Origin of the sequence: Serratia myotis, assembly GCF_027474885.1 — a bacterium.
In the GTDB taxonomy this organism is placed as follows: Bacteria; Pseudomonadota; Gammaproteobacteria; order Enterobacterales; family Enterobacteriaceae; genus Serratia; species Serratia proteamaculans.
The window spans coordinates 4,651,440-4,676,700 of the sequence record NZ_CP099707.1 but is presented as its reverse complement, the minus strand read 5'-3'; the positions used below and the strand labels follow the sequence as shown (position 1 = coordinate 4,676,700).

20 protein-coding genes are annotated in these 25,261 nt (G+C 55.7%); 9 read left to right on the top strand and 11 right to left on the bottom strand.

Annotated features, from left to right (window positions below; all coding sequences use genetic code 11):
* Window positions 1-119: 119 nt before the first annotated feature.
* The 4 genes from NHG65_RS22000 (at window position 120) to NHG65_RS21985 (ending at window position 7,144) form a co-directional block, all read left to right on the top strand.
* The gene (locus tag NHG65_RS22000; RefSeq protein WP_499182678.1) at window positions 120-752 is read left to right on the top strand and encodes a response regulator; all 633 of its coding nucleotides are present in this window, start codon (window positions 120-122) and stop codon (window positions 750-752) included.
* Complete coding sequence (locus NHG65_RS21995) at window positions 742-4,320, top strand: ATP-binding protein (RefSeq protein ID WP_499182677.1); 3,579 nt, start codon at window positions 742-744, stop codon at window positions 4,318-4,320. Before NHG65_RS22000 ends, NHG65_RS21995 begins: the two co-directional genes overlap by 11 nt.
* Window positions 4,321-4,443: 123 nt before the next feature.
* Window positions 4,444-4,887: a DUF1090 domain-containing protein gene (locus NHG65_RS21990; RefSeq protein WP_261416312.1), complete on the top strand. Its 444-nt coding sequence runs from the start codon at window positions 4,444-4,446 to the stop codon at window positions 4,885-4,887.
* Between the two features lie 73 nt (window positions 4,888-4,960).
* On the top strand, window positions 4,961-7,144 hold the full coding sequence (locus tag NHG65_RS21985; protein WP_499182676.1) for a fimbria/pilus outer membrane usher protein: 2,184 nt from the start codon (window positions 4,961-4,963) through the stop codon (window positions 7,142-7,144).
* Here the strand turns inward: NHG65_RS21985 and ruvX are convergent.
* From ruvX to NHG65_RS21955, 6 genes are all read right to left on the bottom strand, one after another.
* On the bottom strand, window positions 7,107-7,529 hold the full coding sequence (ruvX, locus tag NHG65_RS21980; RefSeq protein ID WP_499182675.1) for a Holliday junction resolvase RuvX: 423 nt from the start codon (window positions 7,527-7,529) through the stop codon (window positions 7,107-7,109). The genes NHG65_RS21985 and ruvX overlap by 38 nt on opposite strands.
* Entirely contained in the window at window positions 7,529-8,092 is a 564-nt protein-coding gene (locus NHG65_RS21975; protein WP_099063374.1) for a YqgE/AlgH family protein, read from the bottom strand. Before NHG65_RS21975 ends, ruvX begins: the two co-directional genes overlap by 1 nt.
* 146 nt (window positions 8,093-8,238) lie before the next feature.
* Complete coding sequence (gene gshB / locus NHG65_RS21970) at window positions 8,239-9,189, bottom strand: glutathione synthase (RefSeq protein ID WP_099063375.1); 951 nt, start codon at window positions 9,187-9,189, stop codon at window positions 8,239-8,241.
* 10 nt (window positions 9,190-9,199) lie between these two features.
* Window positions 9,200-9,931 (bottom strand): 16S rRNA (uracil(1498)-N(3))-methyltransferase, encoded by a 732-nt coding sequence (rsmE, locus tag NHG65_RS21965; protein WP_413502855.1) that lies wholly within the window; start codon window positions 9,929-9,931, stop codon window positions 9,200-9,202.
* A 186-nt stretch (window positions 9,932-10,117) separates the two neighbouring features.
* Complete coding sequence (gene endA, locus NHG65_RS21960; RefSeq protein WP_413502856.1) at window positions 10,118-10,813, bottom strand: deoxyribonuclease I; 696 nt, start codon at window positions 10,811-10,813, stop codon at window positions 10,118-10,120.
* 101 nt (window positions 10,814-10,914) lie between these two features.
* Window positions 10,915-11,427 carry a SprT family zinc-dependent metalloprotease gene (locus tag NHG65_RS21955; protein WP_099063378.1) on the bottom strand — a complete coding sequence of 171 codons (513 nt, stop codon included), beginning with the start codon at window positions 11,425-11,427 and terminating at the stop codon, window positions 10,915-10,917.
* 371 nt (window positions 11,428-11,798) lie between these two features.
* Here NHG65_RS21955 and fumA point away from each other — a divergent pair, with 371 nt between their 5' ends.
* A complete protein-coding gene (gene fumA / locus NHG65_RS21950) occupies window positions 11,799-13,445 on the top strand; it encodes a class I fumarate hydratase FumA (protein ID WP_261258788.1) in 1,647 nt (548 codons plus the stop codon).
* 169 nt (window positions 13,446-13,614) lie between these two features.
* Window positions 13,615-14,481 carry a helix-turn-helix domain-containing protein gene (locus NHG65_RS21945; protein WP_207977545.1) on the top strand — a complete coding sequence of 289 codons (867 nt, stop codon included), beginning with the start codon at window positions 13,615-13,617 and terminating at the stop codon, window positions 14,479-14,481.
* On the opposite strand, the gene NHG65_RS21940 is transcribed toward NHG65_RS21945, so the two are convergent.
* Together NHG65_RS21940 and NHG65_RS21935 are read right to left on the bottom strand one after the other, a co-directional pair.
* On the bottom strand, window positions 14,405-15,457 hold the full coding sequence (locus NHG65_RS21940; RefSeq protein WP_099063381.1) for an XdhC family protein: 1,053 nt from the start codon (window positions 15,455-15,457) through the stop codon (window positions 14,405-14,407). The two genes, NHG65_RS21945 and NHG65_RS21940, sit on opposite strands and share 77 nt — an antisense overlap.
* Window positions 15,458-15,464: 7 nt before the next feature.
* Entirely contained in the window at window positions 15,465-16,049 is a 585-nt protein-coding gene (locus NHG65_RS21935) for a nucleotidyltransferase family protein (protein ID WP_207977547.1), read from the bottom strand.
* A 204-nt stretch (window positions 16,050-16,253) separates the two neighbouring features.
* Here NHG65_RS21935 and NHG65_RS21930 point away from each other — a divergent pair, with 204 nt between their 5' ends.
* The 3 genes from NHG65_RS21930 to NHG65_RS21920 are packed head-to-tail and all read left to right on the top strand — an operon-like array spanning window position 16,254 to window position 20,826.
* Entirely contained in the window at window positions 16,254-19,043 is a 2,790-nt protein-coding gene (locus NHG65_RS21930; RefSeq protein ID WP_413502858.1) for a xanthine dehydrogenase family protein molybdopterin-binding subunit, read from the top strand.
* Complete coding sequence (locus NHG65_RS21925) at window positions 19,040-19,594, top strand: (2Fe-2S)-binding protein (protein WP_085118899.1); 555 nt, start codon at window positions 19,040-19,042, stop codon at window positions 19,592-19,594. Before NHG65_RS21930 ends, NHG65_RS21925 begins: the two co-directional genes overlap by 4 nt.
* Window positions 19,591-20,826 carry a c-type cytochrome gene (locus tag NHG65_RS21920; protein WP_413502859.1) on the top strand — a complete coding sequence of 412 codons (1,236 nt, stop codon included), beginning with the start codon at window positions 19,591-19,593 and terminating at the stop codon, window positions 20,824-20,826. The genes NHG65_RS21925 and NHG65_RS21920 overlap by 4 nt, the downstream gene beginning before the upstream one ends.
* 43 nt (window positions 20,827-20,869) lie before the next feature.
* Here NHG65_RS21920 and NHG65_RS21915 read toward each other — a convergent pair whose 3' ends face one another.
* The 3 genes from NHG65_RS21915 to NHG65_RS21905 form a co-directional block, all read right to left on the bottom strand.
* On the bottom strand, window positions 20,870-21,820 hold the full coding sequence (locus NHG65_RS21915) for a glycoside hydrolase family 43 protein (RefSeq protein WP_262262238.1): 951 nt from the start codon (window positions 21,818-21,820) through the stop codon (window positions 20,870-20,872).
* Between the two features lie 10 nt (window positions 21,821-21,830).
* Window positions 21,831-23,231 carry a glycoside-pentoside-hexuronide (GPH):cation symporter gene (locus tag NHG65_RS21910; RefSeq protein WP_176979607.1) on the bottom strand — a complete coding sequence of 467 codons (1,401 nt, stop codon included), beginning with the start codon at window positions 23,229-23,231 and terminating at the stop codon, window positions 21,831-21,833.
* 192 nt (window positions 23,232-23,423) lie between these two features.
* A complete protein-coding gene (locus NHG65_RS21905; protein ID WP_207977555.1) occupies window positions 23,424-24,806 on the bottom strand; it encodes an amino acid permease in 1,383 nt (460 codons plus the stop codon).
* Window positions 24,807-25,261: the final 455 nt, after the last annotated feature.

The following is a 25,261-nucleotide window of genomic DNA, read 5'->3' as shown; positions in this document are numbered from 1 at the left end:
AACCCATCGGTCATTCTGTAATAACCCATTAAAAATATTAACTCATGCCCTTCATTAACTATTTAATGAAGCGTTTGAGCGTATTTCCTGAATGCTGTCTTTTGGATAAGGATATCCTTATGAACACCTGGTTGATTATTGACGATCATCCGGCAATTTGCTTTGCGGTTAAGACAATTCTTGCTCCATTAGGAAATAACTTAATTATAACCGCCACCAATGGAATGGCGGCATTGGCAAAAATAAAACAGGTTCAGCCCCAGTTGGTCATTCTGGACATTATGCTGAACAAAATGGACGGTTTGCAGATCCTGCAACACATTCGTCAAATAGATAGTTCAATGAAAGTGGTGGTCTATAGCAGCCTGCCGGCGGAGATCTATGCCGAGCGTGTCTGGCGTGCCGGTGCCTGCGGTTTTTTCAGTAAAGAGCTGGATGTTGGCCAACTGGCGCCGCTGTGCCAACTGGTGTTGCAAGGCTATCTTTGTTTTCCTCAGGGAACCTTTAGCTCATTGCTGAATACACCAGCGAAAAATGAAGATGTCATGACGCGCCTTTCCGATCGTGAATTGACCGTGCTGCGTTATTTGAGCGAAGGATTAAGCAATAAAGAGATTGCCGATCGCTTGCTGTTAAGTAATAAAACCATCAGTACTTACAAGGCACGTCTGATGGATAAACTAAAGGTCCATCGCGTCGAGGATTTGGCGAGTTTTCTTCATCATAAAAATAGTCGCATTGATGATGAATAAATTATTTTTAATATTGCTGTTGTTTTGCAGCAGCGTCATCGCAGAGGTTACCCCGACCTTTCGGGAAATAAACCTGGATAGCCGCAGCCAGGTTCAATTGCCCGAGCCGGGGCTCAAAGGCAGCGACTGGCAATGGTTGCGCCAAAAACGCATGCTGATCTACGGCACGGCAGCGCCCAATTATCCTCCTTATGACATCACCACCGGGTTGCATGACTATGGGGGGATTAATGCCGATTATCTGGGCATCATCGGCTACAACCTCAATATCCAGGTACGAGTCCGCTACTACGAAAGCTATGAGTTGCTGCTACAGGCCCTGGCCAGAGGGGAAGTGGACCTTATCGCTAATGCCAGCGACGAGGATAAGCAGAAACATGGCCTGTTGCTCAGTCATCCTTATCTGGTCGCCAGTCCGGCACTGGTCGAGAGAACCGACAGCCTGCTGCACAGTAAACCGATCCGGCGGGTCGGCATTGAAAGTTTGTACCGCAACCGTAAAGCTTTGATCCGGCGCTTTCCGGCTGGCAGCACTCAAATCTACGACTCCTCGCGACGTGCACTGGAGGCCCTTTCTTTTAATAATCTCGATGCGTTTATCGGTGACGCTATCTCCGCCCGCTATCTGATCAATCAGGCAAACCTGAATAATCTGCGTCTACAACTGTTGCCGCAGGAAGATGCCAACGGTTTTGCTTTTGCCGTAGCGAGTAGCAATGGCCGTCTGCAAAGGATATTGAACCGGGTATTGGAGACGATCCCCGACAGTGCGGTGGTGGCGATCCAGAGTCGCTGGAGCGGCGGGGCGCCGATGGCGTCTGCCGGAAAGCACCTGCTGTTTACCTCGCTGGAGCGCAAATGGATTGAAGATAATCCCAGGGTTCGAGTGGTGGTTAACGATGATTTTGCGCCGCTGAATTTCTTCGATGAACAGGGTTATTTTCATGGACTGACGGCGGATGTGCTTGAGGCGATCTCTACCCGCACCGGGTTGAGGTTCGATGTCATTCGGGCCACATCATTGCAGCAGTCGCTGGAGGAGATGAAAAGCGGCAAAGCCGACGTGGTCGCCGGCGTTACTCTGGATGCGGTGTGGCCCAACGGGCTGTTAACCACCCGTTCCTATCTGTTTAATTCCTGGGTACTGGTGGGGCATGAGGCACAAAAAGCCGATTTGCAGCCGCAGCGTATTGCATTGGTCCGGGGTCATCCGCTTGATGCGTTCTTGCGACAGCACTACCCGCAGAGCCGCATCATCCCAGTAGCGACGCCTTACGCCGGGATTGAGGCCTTGACCGACGGGCGTGCCGATGTACTGGTGTTGCCGATGATCAGCGCAGATTTTCTGCTTTCCCATGGTTCTCAACCCGGTTTGCAGATCCTTCGTGGGCTGGATTCAGAACCGGCGCGTTTTGTCATGGGCGTTTCCGGCAGTGAATATCCGCTGGCGACCATTCTGGATAAGGCATTACTGAGTATTCCGCCGGAGGATATTCATGCCATGACCCGTAACTGGTACAACAATGCTTATCTAATGAACAGCGAGAGCGTTGAAGGGGCTTCCATGGCCCGGTATTACCGCCCGGCGTTACTGGCACTGGCTGCAATATTGCTGTGTTTTCTGGCGATATTTATTTTTTATCGTCGGCAATATCAGCACCGCCTGGAAGCCTTGCGTAATGAGATGGCCCTGCATCAGCAAATGTTGCTGGATGCCGTGCCGATACCCATTTATCTCACCGATTTAAAAGAAAAAATAATCTTGGCCAATGCACGCTTTTATCAAGCGCTGGGTCTGGCTCCGCCGGAGGCTGTAGGCAATAGCCTGGAAAGCTTTCAGCTCAGTCTGTCTGGCGCTGAAGATATTGCTCTGAGTTCAAATGAACAGGATCCCCATGCGTTGTTACTCACCCGACAGCTGACCTTTGGCGGGCAGCCCCATCTTTTGCAGCAGTGGAGCACCTTGCTGATGGCGCAGCAGGGGCAGTGTGACAGCAAGGTGGGCGGCTGGTTTGACATCACCGAGCGCGAGCAGCTGATTGTGCAATTGCAGCAAGCCAAGGAACGGGCCGATAGTGCCAACCGGGCGAAAACCACCTTTCTTGCCACCATGAGCCATGAGATCCGTACCCCACTGAATGCCATTATTGGCATGCTGGAACTGGTGTTGCGGCAGCGGCAACGCGGCGGGGAAGCAGATGTCGATTTATTGAATATCGCCCAGGGTTCGGCCCATTCACTGTTGGCGCTGATTGGCGACATTCTGGATATCTCGCGTATTGAGTCCGAACGTTTGGTGCTGCACCCGGAGCGCGCTGATTTAAGGCAGTTGATTGAGTCGGTGGCCATCCTGTTTGACGGAGTCGCTCGCCAGAAGGGGCTGGGCTTTAAGTTGGATATTGATGCCGAGATTGCCGGTGATGTGATGATCGACCCGGTGCGATTTAAACAGGTGATCTCAAACCTGGTCAGCAATGCAATTAAGTTCACCGGGCAGGGCACGGTCACCCTCAGTGCGCTGGTGGATGCCGTCGACGATGAGCGTCTGGAGATGCGAATCAGGGTTATCGATACCGGCAAGGGCATTGGTACCGCAACCCAGTCCGCACTGTTCCAGCCGTTCTCTCAGGGGAAAAATATGGCAGGCAGCCATGGTGCCGGGCTGGGGCTTTATATTTGCCGCACCCTGATCGCCATGATGAGAGGCAGCATTGCCCTGGTCAGTGAACCGGAAATCGGTACCGAGGTGACGGTTTCACTGTCGATACCGCGCCTGCTGGCAATAGTGCCGCCGCCAGCGGCATCCCCGGTGGAAGCTCCCGAACGGGCTGGCTTACGGATCCTGGTGGTGGAAGATCACCGTGCCGGACGCTTGTTGCTGACGCAGCAGTTGCGCTTCCTTGGTCATCATCCGATCCCGGTTGAAGACGGCATACAGGCCCTGAAGGCGCTGGAGCAGCAAAGGGTCGATTTGGTGATTACCGATTGCCATATGCCAAATATGGACGGCTATGAATTCACCCGTCGGCTACGAGTGAAAGAGCGCGAACAGGGCTTACCGGCGGTGGCGCTCTGGGGGCTGACGGCGGATGCCCAGGGCAGCGCCCGGGAAGCCTGCCTGCAGGCCGGGATGAATGATTGTCTGTTCAAGCCGGTGAATCTGCAAATTCTTACCGAAAAACTTCGCACCTTGTCAGTTGAACCCGGTGATACGGGCAGCGACCTGCGGATTTTTGATCCCGCAGCCTTACCCGCAGAATTGCGTGTTACTGGGGTATTCAATGAGTTTGTTGCAACGCTGATCGAAAGCCTGGACGAAGACTGTGCGGAGTTAAACGCACTGCGGGATCACCGGTCGCCAGATAACGGCCAGCTCGCTGAAGTCGCCCATAAGCTGTTGGGTGCCGCCCGTTTAGTGCATGCCGATCTGCTGGCGGAGGCTTGTCGACGTCTGGCGGCGAGCGGTGATATCGATGATATGGATGCCGTGGTGCAGGCGGTTACCGATTTGATCGGGGTACTGCAACAGAGTCTTTCGTTGGCCGATACACGGACTACAGAGGGGTAGTCCGTTCCTACAGAGCAATGAAGCCTTCTGTCGATATTAACGTCATCTGCATAAATCTATTATCTGTCCGACAAGATGGAGGGGGACATCCCCACTTATTTATCGTTGAAAAGGGACATGATAATGAAAAAAATGACTAAATTAATCGCACTGCCACTGGTTCTGGCGTTGGGTGCAGGTTTTGCTTCAGTGGCTACTGCGGCAGGTAACGATTGCAATGCCAAGCGTGGCGCAATTGAAAACCAGATCAGAGAAGCGCAGAAATACGGCAACAGCAACAAAGTGGCTGGGCTGCAGAAAGCCTTGAACGAGTTGCAAGCCAATTGTACCGACAGTGGTCTGGCCGCCAAGAGCCAGAAAAAAATCGACAAGCTGGAGCGCAAGCTGGTTGAGAAGCAAAATAACGTGAATCAGGTACAGGCTGATTTAGGTGAAGCACAGGCACGAGGCGATGCCAAGAAAGTCGCTAAGTATCAGAAAAAGCTTCAGGAAAAACAGTCCGACGTGAATGAAATCACCGCTGACCTGCGTCAGGCTCGTGCTGAGCTGGCCGCCCTGCAAGGCTAAGCTTTTTGGCTCAAGACCAAAGGCGCGTAAAGCGCCTTTTTTTATTGGGTTAAAAAGCCGGTATTAACATTCCATGCTCTTCTCTCTGCGCATTTCGCTGCTGCTGACGGCACTGGTGGCTCCTGCCTGTCTGGCAGAGAGCAACAAAATTTATGTCATTGTGAATAATACCTACCATGGGCGTATCGGGTTCGATCAGACCCCCAGTGGAGAGGTTTGCATTACTGCCCCCCTGCTCAGGGAATGGGGAATGCGCTATCCGGACGTCGCCGCCATGTATTTCTCGGTCGAGGGCTGCGTGATGCCGGCGGCTTTGGCCCAGCGTAATATCAAAAAGTTTTTTGACCCCGATGCGCAGTTGTTAACCCTGGTGATCCCGGAGCCACTTATCACCAATAAGGAAAATGGCGTGGTCACCAGCCGTTGGGATGACGGCATTAACGCCGCCTTTGTCGATTATCGGCTCAATTACAGTCACTACCAGGGTGAAAAATACCGTAATACCGATCGTCGTCGTCGGATGAATGCGGATATTAACAGTGGCGTTAATCTTGGTGCCTGGCGTTTGCGTTACGAGCCGGTTTATCAGGAAGAAACCTGGGGTAAACCCGCATGGTATACCGAGCGGGCGTTTGCTTTTCGCGATATCCGGGCCTGGCGCTCTCAGTTGACCCTGGGCGATAACAACACGCCCTCTACGTTGTTCAAAAGTGTGAAGTATCGAGGTATCAGCCTGGTGTCGGACGACAGGATGTTACCGGATGGCCTGCGCGCTTTCTCACCCTGGCTACGCGGCTATGCGCGTAGCAACGCGCAGGTGAAGATCCGTCAGAACGGCGTGGTGATTTATCAGACTTTTGTTTCGCCCGGTACTTTTATTCTGAAGGATGTTTATCCACCGGCCCCTGATGGTGATATTGAAGTGATCATCAAGGAAAGTGACGGTACCGAAACCGAACGAAGGATCCCGTATTCATCGATGCCCAATCTGGTGCACCGTTACCATTGGAAGTACGACGCCACCGTGGGGAAATATCAGCCTTACCACGGTGTTGAACAAGCGCAGCCGGTATTTGGCGAAATGTCGCTCAGCAGCGGCCTGGCCTATAAGATGACGCTGTACGGCGGTTTTCTCACCTCAGATCTTTATCGCAGTGCCGCCGTGGGCGTGGGCAAAAGTCTGGATCAGTGGGGGGCCTTGTCAATTGACTACAGCCATTCATCTGCGCTTGAGCCGCGGCGGCAACAGCCGGATAACGGCGGCATGGCCCGCTTGCGTTATGCCAAGGCGATACCTCAGTGGGAGTCCTCGTTTAGCCTGTTGGCGCAGTATTATCCCCCCGGACAAAGTTATCGCACTTTCAATGAGGCGATAGCCCAGCAGAAGACCTATTGGTGGGATTGGGAGGACGGTATTTTTACCGGTGATTTTGACGCTGAAAAAAAATACCGCCTCGAGGCAAGCTATAACCAATTCATTACGGATTCGGACAGTGCCTATTTGACGCTGGTAAAAGAGACCCTGCGCGGGCAGGAGAAAGGCGAGACCAGTCTTGAGTTGGGGGTGAGCAGCAGTTGGGGTGAGCTGGACGTTTCCCTGCATGCTGAATATAACCAACGGTCTTACGGTAAAGATCAGGCCCAGGTCGGCCTGTCGTTCTCCATCCCCATGAGCGCGATATTGTTGCCGCGGGTGAGGCTTAACTACGACCATACGCTGGTGAAGAATGGCGAAGATAGCCGCCGCCTGGGGATCAGCGGCACGGCACTGAAGGATTACAGCCTCAACTATGCGGCCAGCGCTACGCAGAGCCAGAAAAAAGGTGGCAGTCAGGATCTCAGTGCCGGTTACCAATACAATGCCGGTCAACTGCGAGTAGGGTATTCGCGTGGCCTGGGTTATCAGCAGCAGAATGCCGAACTTTCAGGCAGCCTGATTGCATCCCAACAGGGGGTGACGCTCGGGCAAACTTTGGGCGAAACCATGGCGCTGGTCAGCGTGCCTGACTCGCCCGGCATCGGCGTGGATAACCAATATGGCGTGACCACCGACTGGCGCGGCTATGCGATTGTGGGGTCATTGACTTCGTATCGGGTCAATCGGCTGTCGTTGGATACTTACGGGCTGCGGGAGGGCTGGACGTTACCGGAGGACGAGATTGAAGTGGTACCGACGGCGGGTGCCATCATGTTCAGCCGGTTTGCACCGGCTGAAAAAGTTAGCCCAGCTGCCGCTCAAACCAGCTTTCCAGAATAACCACTGCCGAGGCCGAGTCTACGCTGCCCTTGTCCAGCGCGCGGAAACCGCCACGATCGAACAGGTTGGCGCGGGCTTCGACGGTGCTGAGACGCTCATCATGCAGTGCGATCTGGACGCCAAAGCGGCCGTGCAGGCGGTTGGCGAACTTGCGAGCTTGATCGGTCACCAACTGTTCGGTGCCGTCCATGTTCAGCGGCAGGCCGACCACCACCAGATCCGGCTGCCATTCTTTCAGCAGTTTCTCGATCTTTTGCCAGTCCGGTGAACCGTCCTGAGCTTTGAAGGCCGCCAGCGCGCGGGCGCTGCCCGTGAGTTCCTGCCCGATGGCGGCACCAATGCTTTTGGTGCCGAAGTCGAAGGCGATAATGGTGCGGTTAGTCATCAGGCATGTCCTGCGTGGTTGGCAATGCTGCAGATGTCGATACCCAGACGGTTGGCAGCCGCGCGCCAGCGGTTGGCGATCGGCGTATGGAACAGAATGTCGGTGTCGGCTTCAATGGTCAGCCAGGCATTTTCCAGCACTTCCTGTTCCAACTGGCCTTTTTCCCAACCGGCATAGCCGAGCGCGACCAGCACGTCATCCGGTTGCTCCGGGGTGCCCAGCGTTTCCAGCACGTCTTTCGAGGTGGTGATCATGGTATCCGGCGAGATCTGAATGCTGGAGCCAAAGCCTTTGCGCGGCGTATGCAGAATAAAACCGCGATCGTCCGCCAGCGGGCCGCCGGCAAATACCGGTTTGTCCAGGCTGATGGCCGGATCGCGCGCCTGCGCTATGATCTTCAGTTTGCTCAACACTGTTTCCACCGTGAACTGTTCCACCGGTTTATTGATCACCAGGCCCATGGCGCCGTCTTCATTGTGCTCGCAGACATAAATCACCGAGCGTTTGAAGCGAGGATCCTGAAGTGATGGCATAGCGATAAGAAAATGGTGCTGTAAATTCATGGTGTTATTTTAGACAGTTGATGGGTGATAAGTTAAACAGCCGCCAGTATGCGGCCATCCCCGTCGCCTTTCAAGTTGCAGCGTGAGCCGAGAGCCTCGATCCAGGAAGCCAGGATTGCGGGCGACATCGCCGCCCGCACTGCGGATTACTTCGCTGCCAGACGCTTTTCGATCGCGTCCATCAACATGCCGGTGATCGACACCGGGAAGGCCGCTTCGATTTCGCGCGCGCAGGTTGGGCTGGTGACGTTGATTTCGGTCAGTCGATCGCCAATCACGTCCAGGCCAACGAAGATCAGCCCTTTTTCTTTCAGCGTCGGGGCTACCGCACGTGCAATTTTCCAGTCGCTTTCGCTCAGCGGACGCGCCTCACCCCGGCCACCGGCCGCCAGGTTACCGCGGGTTTCGCCCTGCGCCGGAATACGTGCCAGGCAGTAAGGCACTGGCTCACCGTCCACCACCAGAATGCGTTTATCGCCTTCCTTGATCGCCGGAATGAAGTTCTGCGCCATGCAGAAACGGCTGCCGTGTTCGGTCAGGGTTTCGATAATCACCGACAGATTTGGATCATCCTGTTTCACGCGGAAGATTGACGCGCCGCCCATGCCGTCCAGCGGCTTGAGGATGATGTCGCCATGCTGCTGGTGGAATTTGCGGATGTGCGCTGCGCTGCGGCTGACCAGGGTGTCCGGCGTCAGTTCCGGGAACCAGGCGGTGAACAGCTTTTCGTTGCAGTCACGCAGGCTCTGCGGCTTGTTGACCACCAGCGTGCCCTTGACCTCTGCGCGCTCGAGAATATAGGTCGCGTAGATGTATTCGGTATCGAATGGCGGATCTTTACGCATCAGGATCACGTCCAGATCATGCAGCGCCAGATCCTGCTCGCTACCAAAGCTGAACCAGCTCTCTTTATCTTCTTTCACGTTCAGCAGGCGGGTACGGGCACGGCCGTCACCGGCGTGCAGATAGAGATCGTCCATCTCCATATAGTGCAGTTCCCAGCCACGGCGCTGCGCTTCGAGCAGCATGGCGAAGCTGGTGTCTTTCTTGATATTGATGGAGGCGATAGGGTCCATCACGATGCCGAGCTTAATCATCTTTTCTCCTTTAACCCAGATCGCCGAAACGTACCTGCAAAGCGGTAATCGCGGTGAGCGCTGTGGTTTCTGTACGCAGAACGCGTGGCCCAAGCAGGATATCAGTAAATCCGTGGCCTGTGGTCATCGCAATTTCGTCGGCGGATAAACCGCCTTCCGGCCCAATCAGCAAGCGGACATGTTCCACCGGCAGCGGCAGGGTATTGATGCTGTGGCTGGCGCGTGGATGCAGGTTGAGCTTCAGGCTGCCATCCTGCTCGGCACACCAGGCTTCCAGTTGCATTGCCTCGCGGATTTCCGGGATACGGTTGCGGCCACACTGTTCGCAGGCGGCGATGGCAATCTTCTGCCACTGTTGAATTTTTTTCGCCAGGCGTTCGCCGTCCAACCTTACGCCGCAGCGCTCGGAAAACAGCGGGGTGATGACGTTAACCCCCAGTTCGATGGATTTCTGAATGGTGAATTCCATCTTTTCACCGCGAGAAATCACCTGGCCCAGATGCAGATTGAGCGGTGATTCACGGTCTTCCCGTTGCCCGGCGCTGAGCTGCACCTGCACGCTTTTCTTGTCGACATGGGTGATCTCGGCGTCGAACACCTGATTGCTGCCGTCGAATAACTGCAGCGCCTGGCCAGCATTCATGCGCAGTACACGCCCGATATGGTTGGCGGCGTCTTCGCTTAAGAAGATTTCCGCATTGTCGATCAACGGCTGCGGGTGATAAATACGGGGTATACGCATTGAATATTCGATCCTGACTCATGTGCAGTCATCAGTGCTGCAGCTTGAAAAAAAAGAGTATATACCCAAAGTAATTGAAGCTGCAGCAAGGCGGCAAGTGAGTGCATCCCGATGAGCTTACTTAAGTAAGTGATTCGGGGGCGCTCACGCAGTCAACACCGCTGCAGTTTTAAGTACGAAGGGGATTTAGCCCTTTCGTTGCTGGCAAGCCTGCTGAATATAAGGATTATGGTTGCCCTGTACCTTAGCGATGCGTGCTTCGCGCAGACATTCCCACTGGTTGACCGGATACTGGCGGTTCCACACCTCGAAAAGCTGGGTCTGCTGGCGTGAAAGCCGCAGTTGGTAGCGGTCGCGCATATAGAAGTAGGTGCGGGCGATCGCGCCACGGGCGCGGACCGGCGGTTCGGCCTGCTTATTTTTGAAGTCCACTTTCATCGGGCACAGGCCGTACTGGCCTTCGCCGCCTTTCCACTGGCTGTACATAAAGTTATTACGATCGCCATTCACTTCACCTATCGCCGGCTGCAGGTTGTGCAAATCGGTTTCGATTTGGCGGTAGCCGGCATCTTTATTGCAGTTTTTGCGGCCGCCCTGTTGCCAGCACTGCAATTGGTGGCCGAACTGCCAGGCCGGAACCACGTGTTCCCATTCGATACGTTGCGCGCGTTGGGCATTTTTACGCGCCTGATAGCCACAACTGTTCAGATTGGGAATGCCTTTCTTGCCCTGCCAGTCGATCCGGCAGCCGCAGTAGAAGGAGCCGGGCGCGTCCTGATTGATTTTGGCCGCTGCCGCCTTGGCCTGAGAAAAGTTATTGATGCCGTGCGCCTGTGCGGCACCGGCAGAGAGAACCACCAAAAATAAAATTTTGCGAAGCATATTCCAAAACAGCTCAAAATTGGAAAAGCAGGCAGGGTAGCGGAAGTTGACAGTCGTAGCAAACGACGATACTGGCTTGTTTTAACGTATAAATCGTTTCGCTAAATGGGTTCACCGGCAAAAAATTTCAGCTTGTCGCCACACTGGCGGCAGCGATATTCACTTTCTCCGCGCATCACCCGATTGTGGCGGCGCACGGTGAGCTGGTGCCGTTGGCAACTGCAGCGGTAGGGGTAGGTTTTGCTTTGCACCGAGGCAATCTCAAACTGGTGGGTGCGGCTGGCGGGCACCTGCAATACGCTTTCCATCATCCAGCGCCATTCGCGGCCGTGCGGCGGTACGCGGCCAAACTGACGGAATACCAGCAGGTGCGCCAGTTCATGCGGCACCACCTCATCGATAAACGGCTGTTGGTTTTCCATCAGCAGCACCGGATTCAGCCGGATTTCCCAGGCTTGTAGCCAGGCGGTGCCCGCGCTGGTGCCACGTTGCTGGTAAACGACTTTGGGCTCGGGGAACTCGACGGAAAAGTGCTGACGGGCCAGCTGCAGTTTTTCTCGCAGACAGCGCATCGCCGCCTGTTGCAGCGCAATGGGGATTCTTACTTTGTTCATTGCGGCTAGCTTAAGCAATGGCGAACCGGCTGGCAATAAGACGCAAAACTAATTTGCTGACCGTCCGCCAGACAGGTTTTTCACCGCATTGATAACCCGATCGATGCTGATGGATTGTAATCATTGTGTTAACTGCGGGATAATAAAGGGTACATGCTGAGACTGTACCTGTAGGGGATGAATATATTCGTCCCGATTAACACGGGCGCAGTATACAGCGCCCCTACAAACCAGCAGGGTATTATGCGATTTAGCGCAATAACCGACTGATTAAAAATACGTAAGGTGTGGGGAGTTTTCTGACGCGGCCTGCCCCGAGCTGGCTGAGTAAGTGTGAATTTAACGCAGCTGATGTTGCAAGTGAGAGATCAATGTCGAATAAACCGTTCCATTATCAAGATCCGTTCCCGCTGAAGAAAGATGACACCGAATACTATCTGTTGAGCCGCGATCACGTTTCCGTGAGCGAGTTTGAAGGCCAGGAAGTGCTGAAAGTGGCCCCCGAAGCGTTAACCCTCCTTGCTCAGCACGCGTTCCATGACGCCTCATTCATGCTGCGTCCGGCACACCAGCAGCAGGTGGCCGATATCCTCAAGGATCCGGACGCCAGCGAAAACGACAAGTACGTTGCGCTGCAATTTTTACGTAACTCAGAAATCGCCGCCAAGGGTATTTTACCGACCTGCCAGGATACCGGTACCGCCATCATCGTCGGCAAAAAGGGCCAGCGCGTCTGGACCGGTGGCGGTGACGAAGCGGCATTGTCACGTGGGGTGTACAACACCTTTATCGAAGACAACCTGCGCTATTCGCAAAACGCCGCGCTGGATATGTACAACGAGGTCAACACCGGCAGCAACTTGCCTGCGCAGATCGATCTCTACAGCGTTGACGGTGAAGAATACAAATTCCTGTGCATCGCCAAAGGCGGTGGTTCAGCCAATAAAACCTATCTCTACCAGGAAACCAAGGCGCTGCTGTCCCCGGGCAAGCTGAAGGATTATCTGGTCGAGAAAATGCGCACGCTGGGTACCGCAGCCTGTCCGCCTTACCACGTGGCGTTTGTTATCGGCGGGACCTCGGCCGAAGCGACGTTGAAAACCGTCAAGCTGGCCTCGACCAAGTACTACGATGGCCTGCCAACCGAAGGTAACGAACACGGCCAGGCATTCCGCGACGTAGCGCTGGAAGATGAGTTACTGAAAGAGGCGCAGAATCTGGGTCTGGGCGCGCAGTTTGGCGGCAAATACTTTGCGCACGACATCCGCGTGGTGCGCCTGCCGCGCCATGGCGCATCCTGCCCGGTGGGCATGGGGGTTTCCTGTTCCGCTGACCGTAACATCAAGGGCAAGATTAACCGTGACGGTATCTGGCTGGAGAAGCTGGAGCACAATCCGGGCAAGTTTATTCCGCAGGAACTGCGTCAGGCTGGGGAAGGCGAGGCCGTCAAGATTGACCTCAACCGCCCAATGGCCGAGATCCTCAAGCAGCTGTCACAATTCCCGGTGTCCACCCGCCTGTCGCTGAGCGGTACCATCATCGTGGGGCGTGACATCGCGCACGCCAAGCTGAAAGAGCGTCTGGACAACGGTGAAGGTCTGCCGCAGTACGTCAAGGATCACCCGATTTATTACGCCGGTCCGGCCAAAACGCCGGACGGTTACGCTTCGGGTTCACTGGGGCCAACCACCGCCGGGCGTATGGACTCTTATGTTGATCTGCTGCAGTCCCATGGCGGCAGCATGATCATGCTGGCCAAGGGTAACCGTAGCCAGCAGGTGACTGACGCCTGCCACAAACACGGTGGCTTCTACCTCGGCAGCATTGGCGGCCCGGCAGCGGTGCTGGCGCAGCAGAGCATCAAGAGCCTGACCTGCGTCGAATACCCGGAGCTGGGGATGGAAGCGATCTGGAAAATTGAAGTGGAAGATTTCCCGGCGTTTATTCTGGTGGATGATAAAGGCAATGACTTCTTCCAGAAGATCCAGGCCGGCCAGTGTTCTCGCTGCGTGAAGTAACTCTCGCAAAGACTTGTCGCCCGTTATCGGGCGGCAAGTTCCCGCCTTGATCAAACCCAGTGTAAAGTCCTGTAGCCCGCTGGACGCCGCGTTTTAACCTGTATACCCTACGTGCGGAGCAGTAACACACGTATAAAGGCATATTTGGCACAGAAGGCTCGGCAAATACATGGAAACGCAGGAAAATCATATCAGGGAACTGCTGGTCTGGATTGAAGACAACCTGACCAACCCGCTATCATTGGATATCGTTTCTGCCAAATCAGGCTACTCGAAATGGTATCTGCAACGAATGTTCAAAACGCAGACCGGCCTGTCGCTGGCTTCCTATATTCGGGCCCGCCGCTTGTATCTCGCCGCTTTTGCTCTGCGCTTTACGCAAAAAACCATTCTTGATATTTCCATTGAATATCAGTTTGATAACCAACAAACCTTTTCCCGTTGCTTCAAAAAGCACTTTGCCGAATCCCCCAGCGTTTATCGCCACGCCCGCAAGCAGGACTTCAGCCATCTGGTTCGTTCGCTGTCAGCCAACCACCCTGGTGACATTCAGGTTGACCGAATCAATGTGGCCAAAGGTCAGTATGCGATCAAAGGGAAAGGTTACGCTTACCATCTCGATATTACTGATTTGGATAAGTCGCATCTGCACATCCGCAGCAAAATCAGAGAGAGATTCTATCACTCGGTGGCCAGCCGACCGGCGTTGACCTATTCGCTTACCCAGCTGATTCCTGATGGGGAACAGGTCCGGGTGGAATATGCCCTCGGCGTTGCGGCGGATTGCACGGTCAGTGATGATGCCGGCCTTGAACTATGGCAGGAAATTCACGGCGATTTTTGCCGTTTTTGTTACTCCGGCAAACCGGTGGCCTTGCACGACCATGTGATACAGATTTACACCCAGGTATTGCCGGAATTGGGCCTGGCCCGCAGGGAAGGACCAGACCTGACGATGTTCAACTATTCACTGAACGAGCGGGAGGAGCTGCATCTTGAGCTCCAGCATCTGGTGCCTGTAACTCCCCTTGGTTGACCGATCGAGCGGCGCTAGTGCGGTTTTTCTGTTGCACGATATCCGCCATCACCGCCAACGCGATCTCCGCCGGGGTTTTACTGCCGAGCGGCAGGCCTATCGGGGCATGAATACGTTCCAGCTCTTGCGGGCTGAATTCGGCAATCTGTTGCAGACGCTGGCGCCGCCGTGCGCTATTGCGCAATGATCCCATGGCACCGATGTAAAATGCCGGGGTGTGGATCGCCTCCATCAGCGTCAGATCGTCCATGCGCGGATCGTGGGTCAGCGCCACAATCGCAGTATTGGCGTGGCAGCCGCCGTCTTCAATAAACTTGGCCGGGAACTGACGCAACAGCGTCACGTTGGATTTAAGCTGTTCGGCGAAATTATCCAGCGCCTCCGGCCGGTTCTCACACACCAACACTTCAAACCCCAATGAACTGGCGAAATCGGCGCAGTACAACGCCACGCTGGACAGCCCGGCGATCAGCAAACGTGGTGCCGCAGCGATATGCAGAGTGACTTGCGGCCCACGACGCTCCACCTGGGTAGCGCTGGCGAAGTCGGTCAACGTCAGGCTGGAACAGGCATCGGGCAGGGTCAGGCGTTTGACCAGCGCATGGTGTCCGTTCAGCGCACCGGCAATTTGGGTCAGATAGGCAATGCTGTCATCACCGGTTGGCAGGGATTCAATCAGCACCTCGAGCACGCCACCGCAGGGCAGCGCCACGTTCGGTTCCAGGCCTCCTTCACCGTAACGGATCACCTGGCTGGCCGCCTGATACTCTCCGGCCGCCACGCGCCGCAGAAAATCTTCTTCTACACAGCCGCCCGACAACGAACCGCAATAATGCCCGTCCTGGGTGGCCACCAGCAATGCCCCTGGCGATCGCGGCGAGGAGCCATAGGTATTCAGTACGGTGCACAGCCACACCGGTTGTTGCTTCAGCCAGCTTATCGCCTGGTTGACCACGGTGATATCGAGATGTTGCATAGGTGATTTACTCGCTGGCCGGTAGCTGTGACGGAAGATCAATATCCTGCACCACCGTGGGTTGATCAAGAGAAAGCAGGTACACCGACTGCCCTTTAAGCAGTTCACGCGCGCCATTATCACCACGCAATTGGCCAAGTTGTTTGCGCAAAAGGGCGGAAAATCCGACCGGGTGGCCCGGCTGCTGCAGGAAACTGGGGCGGACGATGGCGTGTTGCGATAAGGCGGCGGCCACCTGCTGGAAAACGCCTGGCGTGACGAAGGGCATATCCGCTAAATGTATCAACCAGCCTTGCCAGTGTGGCGTAGCCTTCACCCCGGCGGCGATGGAATCCCCCAGACCCGCGCTGGCCAGCAGCGTGACCGGCACCTGATAGAGGGCGCAAACCTGTTGTACCTGAAGGTTATCCGGCCGGGTGACGACCCATACCGGCAGGCCCGAAGCCAGCGCCTGACACAGCGTCTGTTCAAACAGCGAGCGTCGTCGGCCGGACTGATCCGTAAACTCGGCATTCAATTTATTGCCTTCGCCACCGGCCTGAGAGAAGCGTTCCCCACGTCCGGCGGCGGCGATCACTATGCCTGTCGTCATCTTACCCGCCCGAATTTGCGCAACTTATTATTACCTTACTAAAAATATGTGTTTTTGAGATGTGTTTTTCTTGAAAACAGCATGTTAATCATCACATAATTTTGGTTATAAGCATATGCTTATGACGTCTACGGCAAGGTCGTCAGCGTTTGCGCAACACCACCGCTGAACACAAAAATAAAATAAAGAAACAAAGGACTTCTTATGAGCAATTTTAACCCGTCGCGACGCCGCTTTATCAAAGGCGCCGTGATAGCGGGGGTATCCGTATACCTCGCGCCTCTGTACAGCCGTGCCTACGCCGCGCTGTTTGAGCAAAAAATCCTCCAGTCGCCGAACTGGGATGCCCATGAAAAGCGTATTCGCTTTCGCATCGATGGCCGTGCCAAGGTGATGGGGCAGAAGGTGTTCGCCCGCGACATTCGCGCGGTCGATATGCCGCACTGGCCGCAACAACAGGCGCATGCGTTTATTTTACGTGTCACCAAGGCTGATCGGCTGTTCGAGGGCCTCGATCTCTCGTTACTGGGGGACGACCTGCAGCCAGACAGGCTGGTGACGGCAGAGGATTTGGCGCGCGACGGCCTGGCCTTCCCGGCGTTCTACGGCGACGACATGCTGCTGCCGGTGGGCAAAACCCCGGCCTATCTGGGGCAGGCGGTGGCGATCCTGATTTACCACGACTTCGCCCGTTTCCGCTTCGCCAAAGACAAGCTGAAATTCCGTGAAGAAACCCTCAAGTACGGGGCGGAAACCGGCCCGCTGGAGCGGGATCCCTGGGGCACCTTCCGTTATGTGCGGGTGGGTGGCGACAAGCCGTTCGACGACGATCGCTTCTCCAGCCTGAAAGATACGCCGATTTTCCCGGTATCGATGAAGAAACACCTGCCGGTCTGGCCGGAAGGCCGTGAAGGCGGCAAGCTGGATCAGGAAGGGATGTATTACGCCGGGATGATCGCCAATGAGCTGCAAACGCCGCCGGAAGACTGGCTGGTGATGTCGCGCCGTTATACCACGCAGTCGGTCGATACCTCGGCGCTGGAGCCGGATAACGCCAACGGCTGGTACGATGCGGCAACGCAGACCCTGCATCTGGTGGTACCGACCCAGTCACCGCAGGAAGTGGCCGACGAAATGCCACGCATGCTGGCCAAGCACAATCCGCCGGTGAAACAGCTGATCCTGCACCCGTGCTACACCGTCGGTTACGGTTCGAAAGATCACTATAACTTCCCGTACTACGGCGCGGTGGCGGCGATGTACGGTGACGGGCACCCGGTACGCCTGGCCAATGACCGTTTCGAACAGTTCCAGACGGCGCTGAAGCGCCACGCGTTCGACATGAATTACCGCATTGCGGTCAACCGTCAAACCGGCGTCTTGCAGTCATTCCACGGCGAGATGACGGCAGACGGCGGCGGTCGTAGCAACTTTACACCGTCGGTGGTGATGGTGGCGGCGACGGCGGCACAGTCGATTTACTACTTCCCAAAAAGCGATTTGTCTTCGGTAGGGTTGGCTTCACGCGCCATCGATGCCGGATCGGCACGCGGCTACGGCACGCTGCAAAGCATGGCCGCCACCGAGATGATGGTGGATGAACTGGCGGCCGAGCTGAAGATCGACCCGATCGAATTCCGTTTGCGCAACGTACTGAAATCCGGCATGAAAAACACGCAGGGCGCTATTCCGGCCGGGGCTATTCGTGCCGATGAAGTGCTGGAGAAGGCGGCGAAGCATGAAATGTGGCTGCAACGTGCCCAGCGTAAGGCGGAGTTTGAGAGCCAGCACCCGGGCAAACGCTATGGCGTCGGCTTTGGCTGCGTACAAAAAGACTTCGGTACTGGGGCTGAGACCTCGTTCGCCCGCGTCGAGCTGGGAGAGGACGGGCGCATTATGCTGCATCACAGTGGCGCAGAGATGGGAACCGGCATGTCGACCTCGCAGTCGGTGTTGTGCGCGCAGTGGCTGGGTAAACCGGCGGATGAGGCGCACTTCTCGGTGACCGACTGGTCGGTATTGCCGATGGTCACCAGCGGCGATCCTTACATCATGTCGCAGGCCGATCAGGACAAGTTGCAAACCAACCCGGCCTGGACGCCAAGCTATTGTTCACCTTCCAGCGCCAGCAACTCGGCGTTTTATTTCTCCCACAGTACGCGTGAAGCGGCGCGGCTGATCTTCGATCACGGCCTGTGGCCGGCGGCGATGGCCATTTGGCAATCCGGCATCGGTGGCGGCCAGGCGGCGCCATTGGTGGTGCGCAGAGAAGACGCACGCTGGGTGGAAGGCGGGCTGACCGCGGCCGGGCTGGAAGTGCTGACCCTGGAGCGTCTGGCGAAACAGGCCTACCTGATGGGCGGCATCACCGGTGCCGCGGTACACGTGTTCAACCGCTGGCAGTGGGCGGAAGCGGACTTCACCCTGAGCGGTAATAGCGAACGTCTGCCGATTGACGGGCTGGCGGTGCGCAACGCCAATGGCGAGTTCAAAACGCTGCCGCGCAACCAGGCCTATTACCCACCGACTCAACGCAATAACGCGGCGGTGACCTATTACAGCGCCGTCGGTACCCTGGCGGAAGTGGCGGTGGATATCGCTACCGGCCAGGTAGAACTGCTGAACCACCATTCGATCATGGAGTGCGGCAACCTGATTGTACCGGAACTGGTTTCCGGCCAATTGCAGGGCGGCCTGGCGATGGGGATTGGCCATGCGCTGCACGAATATTTACCGCTGTACGAAGATGGGCCCGGAAACGGTACCTGGAACTTTAACCGTTACCACCTGCCGCGTGCCAGCGATGTGGCGGTCTGGAAACAGACCGATGACATCCTGCCCGCGCTGTCGGAAACCGATCCACCCAAAGGCATGGCCGAAGTGGTGATGATCCCGGTGGTTGCTGCGCTGGTTAACGCCATCGCCGATGCCACTGGCCACCGTTTCCGTGATTTGCCCGTTCGTGCAGAAAATATTCGTGAGGTATTACAATGAGCATTAAAACCCAGCCGATTTCCCTGACCATCAACGACAAGCAGTACGGCCCGATCGAAGTGCCGGAAGGGCTGATGATGATCGACTTCCTGCACGAATATCTTGACCTGACCGGCTCACGCCTTGGCTGCGGGCAGGGGATCTGCCACGCCTGCGTGGCGATTGTCGATCACCCGAGCGGTACCAGTGAGGAAGTGCGTACCTGTATCACCGGCGCACATTTCTTCAGCGGCAAGAAAGTGCGTACCGTCGAAGGCCATGCCAAGGTGGATGAACAGGGCGAAGTGGTTGAGCTTTCGCCAATCCAGCAGGCTTTTCTGGAGCATTACAGCTTCCAGTGTGGCTACTGCACGCCGGGCTTTGTTAACGCCGCCACCATTTTTGTGGAAAAACTCAAGCGTGAGCCGATTGCCCGTGATCAGCTGGAAAGCGCTATCGAACAGGCGCTGGACAGTCATATCTGCCGCTGCACCGGCTACGTGCGTTACTACGAAGCGGTACGCGATGTGGTGCTGAAAACCCCAGGTCTGGTGAAGGAGACGGCGCAATGAAAAAACGTCTCGCACTGTTGATCCTGCTGGTGGTGATTATCGTCATCGCGGTGCTGTGGTGGCGTGAAAACCGCCAATACGACGGCCCGGTGCAAAAGGTGACCGCCAGCACGGAACAGGTGGCCCGGGGCCGCTATCTGGCTCAGGCCGCCGACTGTGCCGCCTGCCATACCGCCAGTGGTGGCGCGCCAATGGCCGGCGGCTATCCGCTGGATACGCCGTTCGGTACCATCTACGGCAGTAATCTGACGCCTTCGGCCGATCAGGGGATTGGCCGCTGGACCAAAGACGACTTCTTCCTGGCGCTGACAAAGGGCGTGGCACCGGGCGGCCGTCATCTGTATCCGGCGATGCCTTATACCTCGTATAAAGGGATGACGCGTCAGGATGCCGATGACATCTATGCCTATTTGATGACCCGTCCGGCGATAGACGTTGCCATTCCGGAAAACGCCATGCCGTTCCCGTTTAACCAGCGCATGGCGCTGATTGGCTGGAATCTGCTGTTCCGCAGTCAGGATCCGTTGCCGGCCAGTTCGCAGGGTGATTCGGCGCAGTGGCAACGCGGCCGTTATCTGGCGGATACGCTGGGCCACTGTGGGGAATGCCACACACCACGCGGCATGCTGGGCCAAATGGAACTGGGTAAACCGATGCAGGGCGGCGATCTGGGGCGCTTTATGGCACCGGACATCACCCCGAACGGGCTGGCGAAACGCGGCTGGACGCCGGACGATCTGAACCGCTTCCTCTCGACCGGTTTGGCGCCGCAAGGCTCTGCCTTCAGCGAGATGCATATGGTGGTGGATCTCAGTACCCGTCATCTGACGCCGGAAGATCACCAGGCGCTGGCGACCTATCTGATGGGCGAACAGCCACCGGCGGCTGTGCCGGTTAAAATCGGCCAGGGCAGTGATGCCGGGCGCATCAGCTATCTGGATCAGTGCTCGGGTTGTCATGCGCGTGAAGGCGAGGGCAAACCGCACGTGGCGGTAGCGATGCGTGATAACGCCACGCTGCGCCAGCCGGATGCTAAAAACCTGATTGTCTCGGTGCTGGACGGTTTACCGGCGCAGCAATTCCCTAACGGTGAAAGCATGCAGAGCATGCCGGCCTTTGGTGAGCGACTGGACGATGCGCAGGTGGCGGAACTGGTGAACTATCTGCGGGTGACCTGGGGTGGCTTGCCGGCGGATGTGACGGCCGAACAGGTGAAAGCCTTGCGTAAGTAAGGTTCAATGACAAAAATGGCTCGGCATGCCGAGCCATTTTTAATTAACGATTATCTGCCGGGGGTTCACCCAGTACCGGCATGCCTTCTTCATCCCACTCCAGTGATTTAATCCGTGTATGACGATTCGGGTCATAGAGCGGATCCCCCTCGATCTCCGTGTAATTACGAGCATGGTAAACCAACAGATCTTGCCCCTGTTCATCAAGGGTAAAACTATTGTGCCCAGGCCCGAACTGGCGGTTTTTAACACTGGTCCGAAATAGGGGCTGCCCGAGCTTATGCCATTGAGTGGCATCGGTAATGTCGCTGTCGATATCGGCCCACAGCAGACCGAGGCAATAATTCTCGTCGGTCGCGCTGGCGGAGTAGCTGATAAATATCTTTTGGCCATGGGTGATCACCGCCGGCCCTTCATTGACCGAGAAACCGACGGTTTCCCAGGGGAGTTCCGGTTGGCTGAGCATCACCGGCTGGCCCTTGAGCGTCCAGGGATTTGCCATTTCTGCCAGATAAAGGTTGGAGTTACCGTGGATCGCCGGATCCTTTTGCGCCCACAGATAATAATGTTTGCCGCGATGCTCGAAGTGGGTGGCGTCGAGGGAAAAACTGTCGATATGCGTGTAAATTCGCCCTTTTTCCACCCAGTCTCCGGTCAGCGGGTTGGCTGCGCTGCATTCCAGTGCAAACATTCGGTGCTGGAACAGGCCGTCAGCAATCTCCGGGCTGTGGGCTGCGGCGAAGTACAAATACCATTTACCGTTAATAAAGTGCAGTTCCGGCGCCCAGATTAAATGGCTCATCGGCCCCTGCTGCGGTTTTTGCCACACCACCGTCGGGCTGGCTTGCGACAATTCGTTGATACTACGCGCACGCCGAAGCTCTAACCGGTCATATTCCGGCACCGAGGCGGTGAAATAGTAATAGCCATCGCTGTGGCGTAAAACAAACGGATCTGCCCGCTGTTCAATCAAGGGGTTAGGGTAGTCGCGCATCTCAGGTTCCTTACGGGTGTCGGGTTTCGAGTTGCTGTTCCGGGTAGTCGGTAAGCTCGCGGTAATTTATGCGTCGCTTTTCCAGATCGAGCTGAATCTGACGCATCAGTTGGCGGTCAACCTTCAACAGACGCACCACGCCGGCCGTGATCAGATATCCGATACCGGGGATCACCGTGAACAACAGGACGATGCTGTTCAGCGCGCCGGCGCTTTGGCTGACCGCATCCGCCTGATAGCCGGAGAGCGACATCAGGAAACCCACCATGGCGCCGGCCACCGCCAGTCCGACTTTAAGGAAGAACAGATTACCGGAAAAGCTGATGCCTGTGATGCGCTTGCCCGTTTTCCATTCGCCGTAATCGTCCACGTCGGCCATTAACGACCAGTGCAGCGGTGAAGGGATCTGATGCAGGATATTCAGCAGGAAATAGGCAGCCACGATCAGCGAAGTGACCTGAGGATTGAGGAAATAAAAACCACAGGAAAACGCCGCCAGCAAAATATTGGTCCAGAAGAACACTTTCAGTTTGCAGAAGCGATCGGTCAGGGGTTTGGCCAACGCGCTGCCAATCATCATGCCGACTACACCCAGCGCGATAAACAGGCTGGCAAAGGAAGTCGATTGTTGCATGACGTAGGTGACGTAATACATGGTGGCGGCCATACGGATAAAACCGGGGCAGACGTTACAGAACGTCAACAGCAGAATGCGCACCCACTGATCGTTTTTCCATACGTCTCTCAGATCGGATTTTAGAGCGTCATGGGTGGGTACTGCCGGGCGTATGCGTTCTTTGACCGTGGCAAAGCAGAACAGAAACATGAACAGGGCGACCAGCGCCAGCACACCCATTGCCATCTGATAGCCACGCGCTTTGTCTGCGCCGCCAAACCATTCGGCCATCGGTAACAGCGTCAGGGACAGGATCAGGGTAGCGATACCGACCAGGATAAAACGGTAGGACTGACAGGAGACCCGTTCCTGTGGATCCGAGGTAATCACACCGCCCAGAGAACAGTAGGGGATATTAATCGCCGTGTAGGTCAGCGACATTAAAAAGTAAGTCGCGAAGGCGTAGACCACTTTGCTGTTGTAGCTCCATTCCGGCGTTGTAAACATCAGTACGCTGAATAATACATACGGCAGGGAGATCCACAGCAACCAGGGGCGAAAGCGTCCCCAACGGCTTTGGGTGCGATCGGCTATCGCTCCCATAATCGGGTCGGTGACGGCATCCAGCACGCGAACCGACAGCAGCAGCACGCCGACCAGAGCAGGCGTCAGACCGTAGATGTCAGTATAGAAATAGTTGAGAAACAGCATAATCGCTCCGCCGATCATGTTGCAGCCGGCATCTCCCATGCCGTAGCCAATCTTTTCTTTTATTGAAAGGGCATTGCTCTTCATGGACATTTTCTCCGAACTGGCAGGATCTGACTGAGTGGCAACGATTATTGTCCCGGTTGGCGGCGAGTTATCAGAAGTGAATGGTTGTAGAGATGGACAAATCCACCGTGGCGGAGAAACTGTGAGCCAGTTTGCAAAATCGAAAGGCAATAAAAAGGCCCGCAAATGCAGGCCTTGTTGTTTTTTAGTGAGTTACCCGCGGCCAGATGCGCTTACTGCGCGCTGGCTACGTTGTTTAACGGCATAGCCGATGCCTAAAATGGCGACCCAAACCGGGATCAGCAGCACCGAGATTTGGATCCCCGGCGTCAGGTACATGATCACCAGAATCGCGGCCATAAACACCAGGCACAGGTAGTTACTGAACGGATACCAGAAGGCCTTGAACTTCGGCTCAACGCCTTCGCGGTTCTTGGCCGCGCGGAATTTCAGGTGCGCCAGGCTGATCATCGCCCAGTTGATCACCAGTGCCGATACCACCAACGCCATCAGCAGTTCGAAGGCACGACCGGGGATCAGGTAGTTAATCAGTACGCAGAACGCCGTGGCCGTGGCGGAGACGGCGATAGCAATCACCGGTACGCCGCGCCCGTCGACCTTCAGCAGGCTTTTCGGCCCGTTGCCCTGTTTCGCCAGGCCGTACAGCATGCGGCTGTTGCAGTAGACACAGCTGTTGTAGACCGACAGCGCGGCGGTCAATACCACCACGTTCAGTACCGTTGCGACCAGGTTGCTGTTCAGTGCGTGGAAGATCAGCACGAACGGGCTGCCGCCTTCAACCACTTTGCCCCATGGGTACAGCGACAGCAGAATGGTCAGCGAGCCGATATAGAACAGCAGGATACGGTAGATCACCTGATTGGTGGCTTTAGGAATGCTTTTCTGCGGGTTGTCGGCTTCGGCAGCGGTAATGCCCACCAACTCCAGCCCACCGAACGAGAACATGATCACCGCCATCGCCATCACCAGCCCCATGATGCCGTTCGGGAAGAACCCGCCCTGCGCCCACAGATTGGTCACGGTGGCTTCCGGGCCGCCCATGCCGCTGAACAGCAGGTAGGCGCCGAACACGATCATGCCGATAATCGCCACCACTTTGATGATGGCGAACCAGAATTCCATCTCGCCATACACCTTCACGTTCGCCAGGTTGATGGCGTTAATCGCCAGGAAGAACACCGCCGCAGATACCCAGGTCGGGATTTCCGGCCACCAGTACTGCACATAGATGCCTACCGCGGTCAGTTCCGCCATGGCAACCAGGACGTACAGTACCCAGTAGTTCCAGCCGGAAGCGAAGCCGGCGAAGTTACCCCAGTATTTATAGGCGAAGTGGCTAAAGGAACCGGCCACCGGCTCTTCGACCACCATTTCACCCAGTTGGCGCATGATCAGAAATGCGATAAAGCCGCCAATGGCATAACCGAGAATGACCGAAGGGCCGGCCATCTTTATTGTTTGCGCGATCCCGAGGAATAGCCCGGTACCAATAGCGCCCCCTAGTGCAATAAGCTGAATATGGCGGTTTTTAAGGCCGCGCTTCAGCTGGTCGCCATCATGCTGTTGACCATCCATCAATGAAACCCTCTGTCGTTGCAGAATTACTCACATGCTGTAAAGCAGTGGTTACGATGTGTGTTTTGTTTTATTTACGGCGTTATATCTATAAATTCCACGGAGCCGCTACCGTTTGGCAAAGAATAATGTTATGCGCGCCAGTTTGCACCTGCTTTATGTGGTGAGTGATTAAGATTTCAGCAGTTTAGGAAACAAAATGCGGGTTGTGTGACGACAGGGGGGATTCAATGCATGAAATAAGCATTAACTCACATAATGCGCAAAAATAATCTCGAGATAGCTTATCGCCGGTGGCGAAATATTAACCGGCTGAACGCACCTTTTGCGATGTAAATAGGTATTCGTTAAAGCTTAATAAACATGCAATAGAATTCTACATTAGAGACTTCAGTCTGCCTGACGGCAGGTTTCGCAAAAGTTAAATCAAAAACCTACCTCGTAAATGGTATTAC

Bases quoted from the DNA above. Each gene is read 5' to 3' on its own strand.
- NHG65_RS22000 (WP_499182678.1), top strand. From the start codon at position 120: ATGAACACCTGGTTGATTATTGACGATCATCCGGCAATTTGCTTTGCG.
- NHG65_RS21995 (WP_499182677.1), top strand. From the start codon at position 742: ATGATGAATAAATTATTTTTAATATTGCTGTTGTTTTGCAGCAGCGTC.
- NHG65_RS21990 (WP_261416312.1), top strand. From the start codon at position 4,444: ATGAAAAAAATGACTAAATTAATCGCACTGCCACTGGTTCTGGCGTTG.
- NHG65_RS21985 (WP_499182676.1), top strand. From the start codon at position 4,961: ATGCTCTTCTCTCTGCGCATTTCGCTGCTGCTGACGGCACTGGTGGCT.
- ruvX (WP_499182675.1), bottom strand. From the start codon at position 7,529: ATGACTAACCGCACCATTATCGCCTTCGACTTCGGCACCAAAAGCATT.
- NHG65_RS21975 (WP_099063374.1), bottom strand. From the start codon at position 8,092: ATGAATTTACAGCACCATTTTCTTATCGCTATGCCATCACTTCAGGAT.
- gshB (WP_099063375.1), bottom strand. From the start codon at position 9,189: ATGATTAAGCTCGGCATCGTGATGGACCCTATCGCCTCCATCAATATC.
- rsmE (WP_413502855.1), bottom strand. From the start codon at position 9,931: ATGCGTATACCCCGTATTTATCACCCGCAGCCGTTGATCGACAATGCG.
- endA (WP_413502856.1), bottom strand. From the start codon at position 10,813: ATGCTTCGCAAAATTTTATTTTTGGTGGTTCTCTCTGCCGGTGCCGCA.
- NHG65_RS21955 (WP_099063378.1), bottom strand. From the start codon at position 11,427: ATGAACAAAGTAAGAATCCCCATTGCGCTGCAACAGGCGGCGATGCGC.
- fumA (WP_261258788.1), top strand. From the start codon at position 11,799: ATGTCGAATAAACCGTTCCATTATCAAGATCCGTTCCCGCTGAAGAAA.
- NHG65_RS21945 (WP_207977545.1), top strand. From the start codon at position 13,615: ATGGAAACGCAGGAAAATCATATCAGGGAACTGCTGGTCTGGATTGAA.
- NHG65_RS21940 (WP_099063381.1), bottom strand. From the start codon at position 15,457: ATGCAACATCTCGATATCACCGTGGTCAACCAGGCGATAAGCTGGCTG.
- NHG65_RS21935 (WP_207977547.1), bottom strand. From the start codon at position 16,049: ATGACGACAGGCATAGTGATCGCCGCCGCCGGACGTGGGGAACGCTTC.
- NHG65_RS21930 (WP_413502858.1), top strand. From the start codon at position 16,254: ATGAGCAATTTTAACCCGTCGCGACGCCGCTTTATCAAAGGCGCCGTG.
- NHG65_RS21925 (WP_085118899.1), top strand. From the start codon at position 19,040: ATGAGCATTAAAACCCAGCCGATTTCCCTGACCATCAACGACAAGCAG.
- NHG65_RS21920 (WP_413502859.1), top strand. From the start codon at position 19,591: ATGAAAAAACGTCTCGCACTGTTGATCCTGCTGGTGGTGATTATCGTC.
- NHG65_RS21915 (WP_262262238.1), bottom strand. From the start codon at position 21,820: ATGCGCGACTACCCTAACCCCTTGATTGAACAGCGGGCAGATCCGTTT.
- NHG65_RS21910 (WP_176979607.1), bottom strand. From the start codon at position 23,231: ATGAAGAGCAATGCCCTTTCAATAAAAGAAAAGATTGGCTACGGCATG.
- NHG65_RS21905 (WP_207977555.1), bottom strand. From the start codon at position 24,806: ATGGATGGTCAACAGCATGATGGCGACCAGCTGAAGCGCGGCCTTAAA.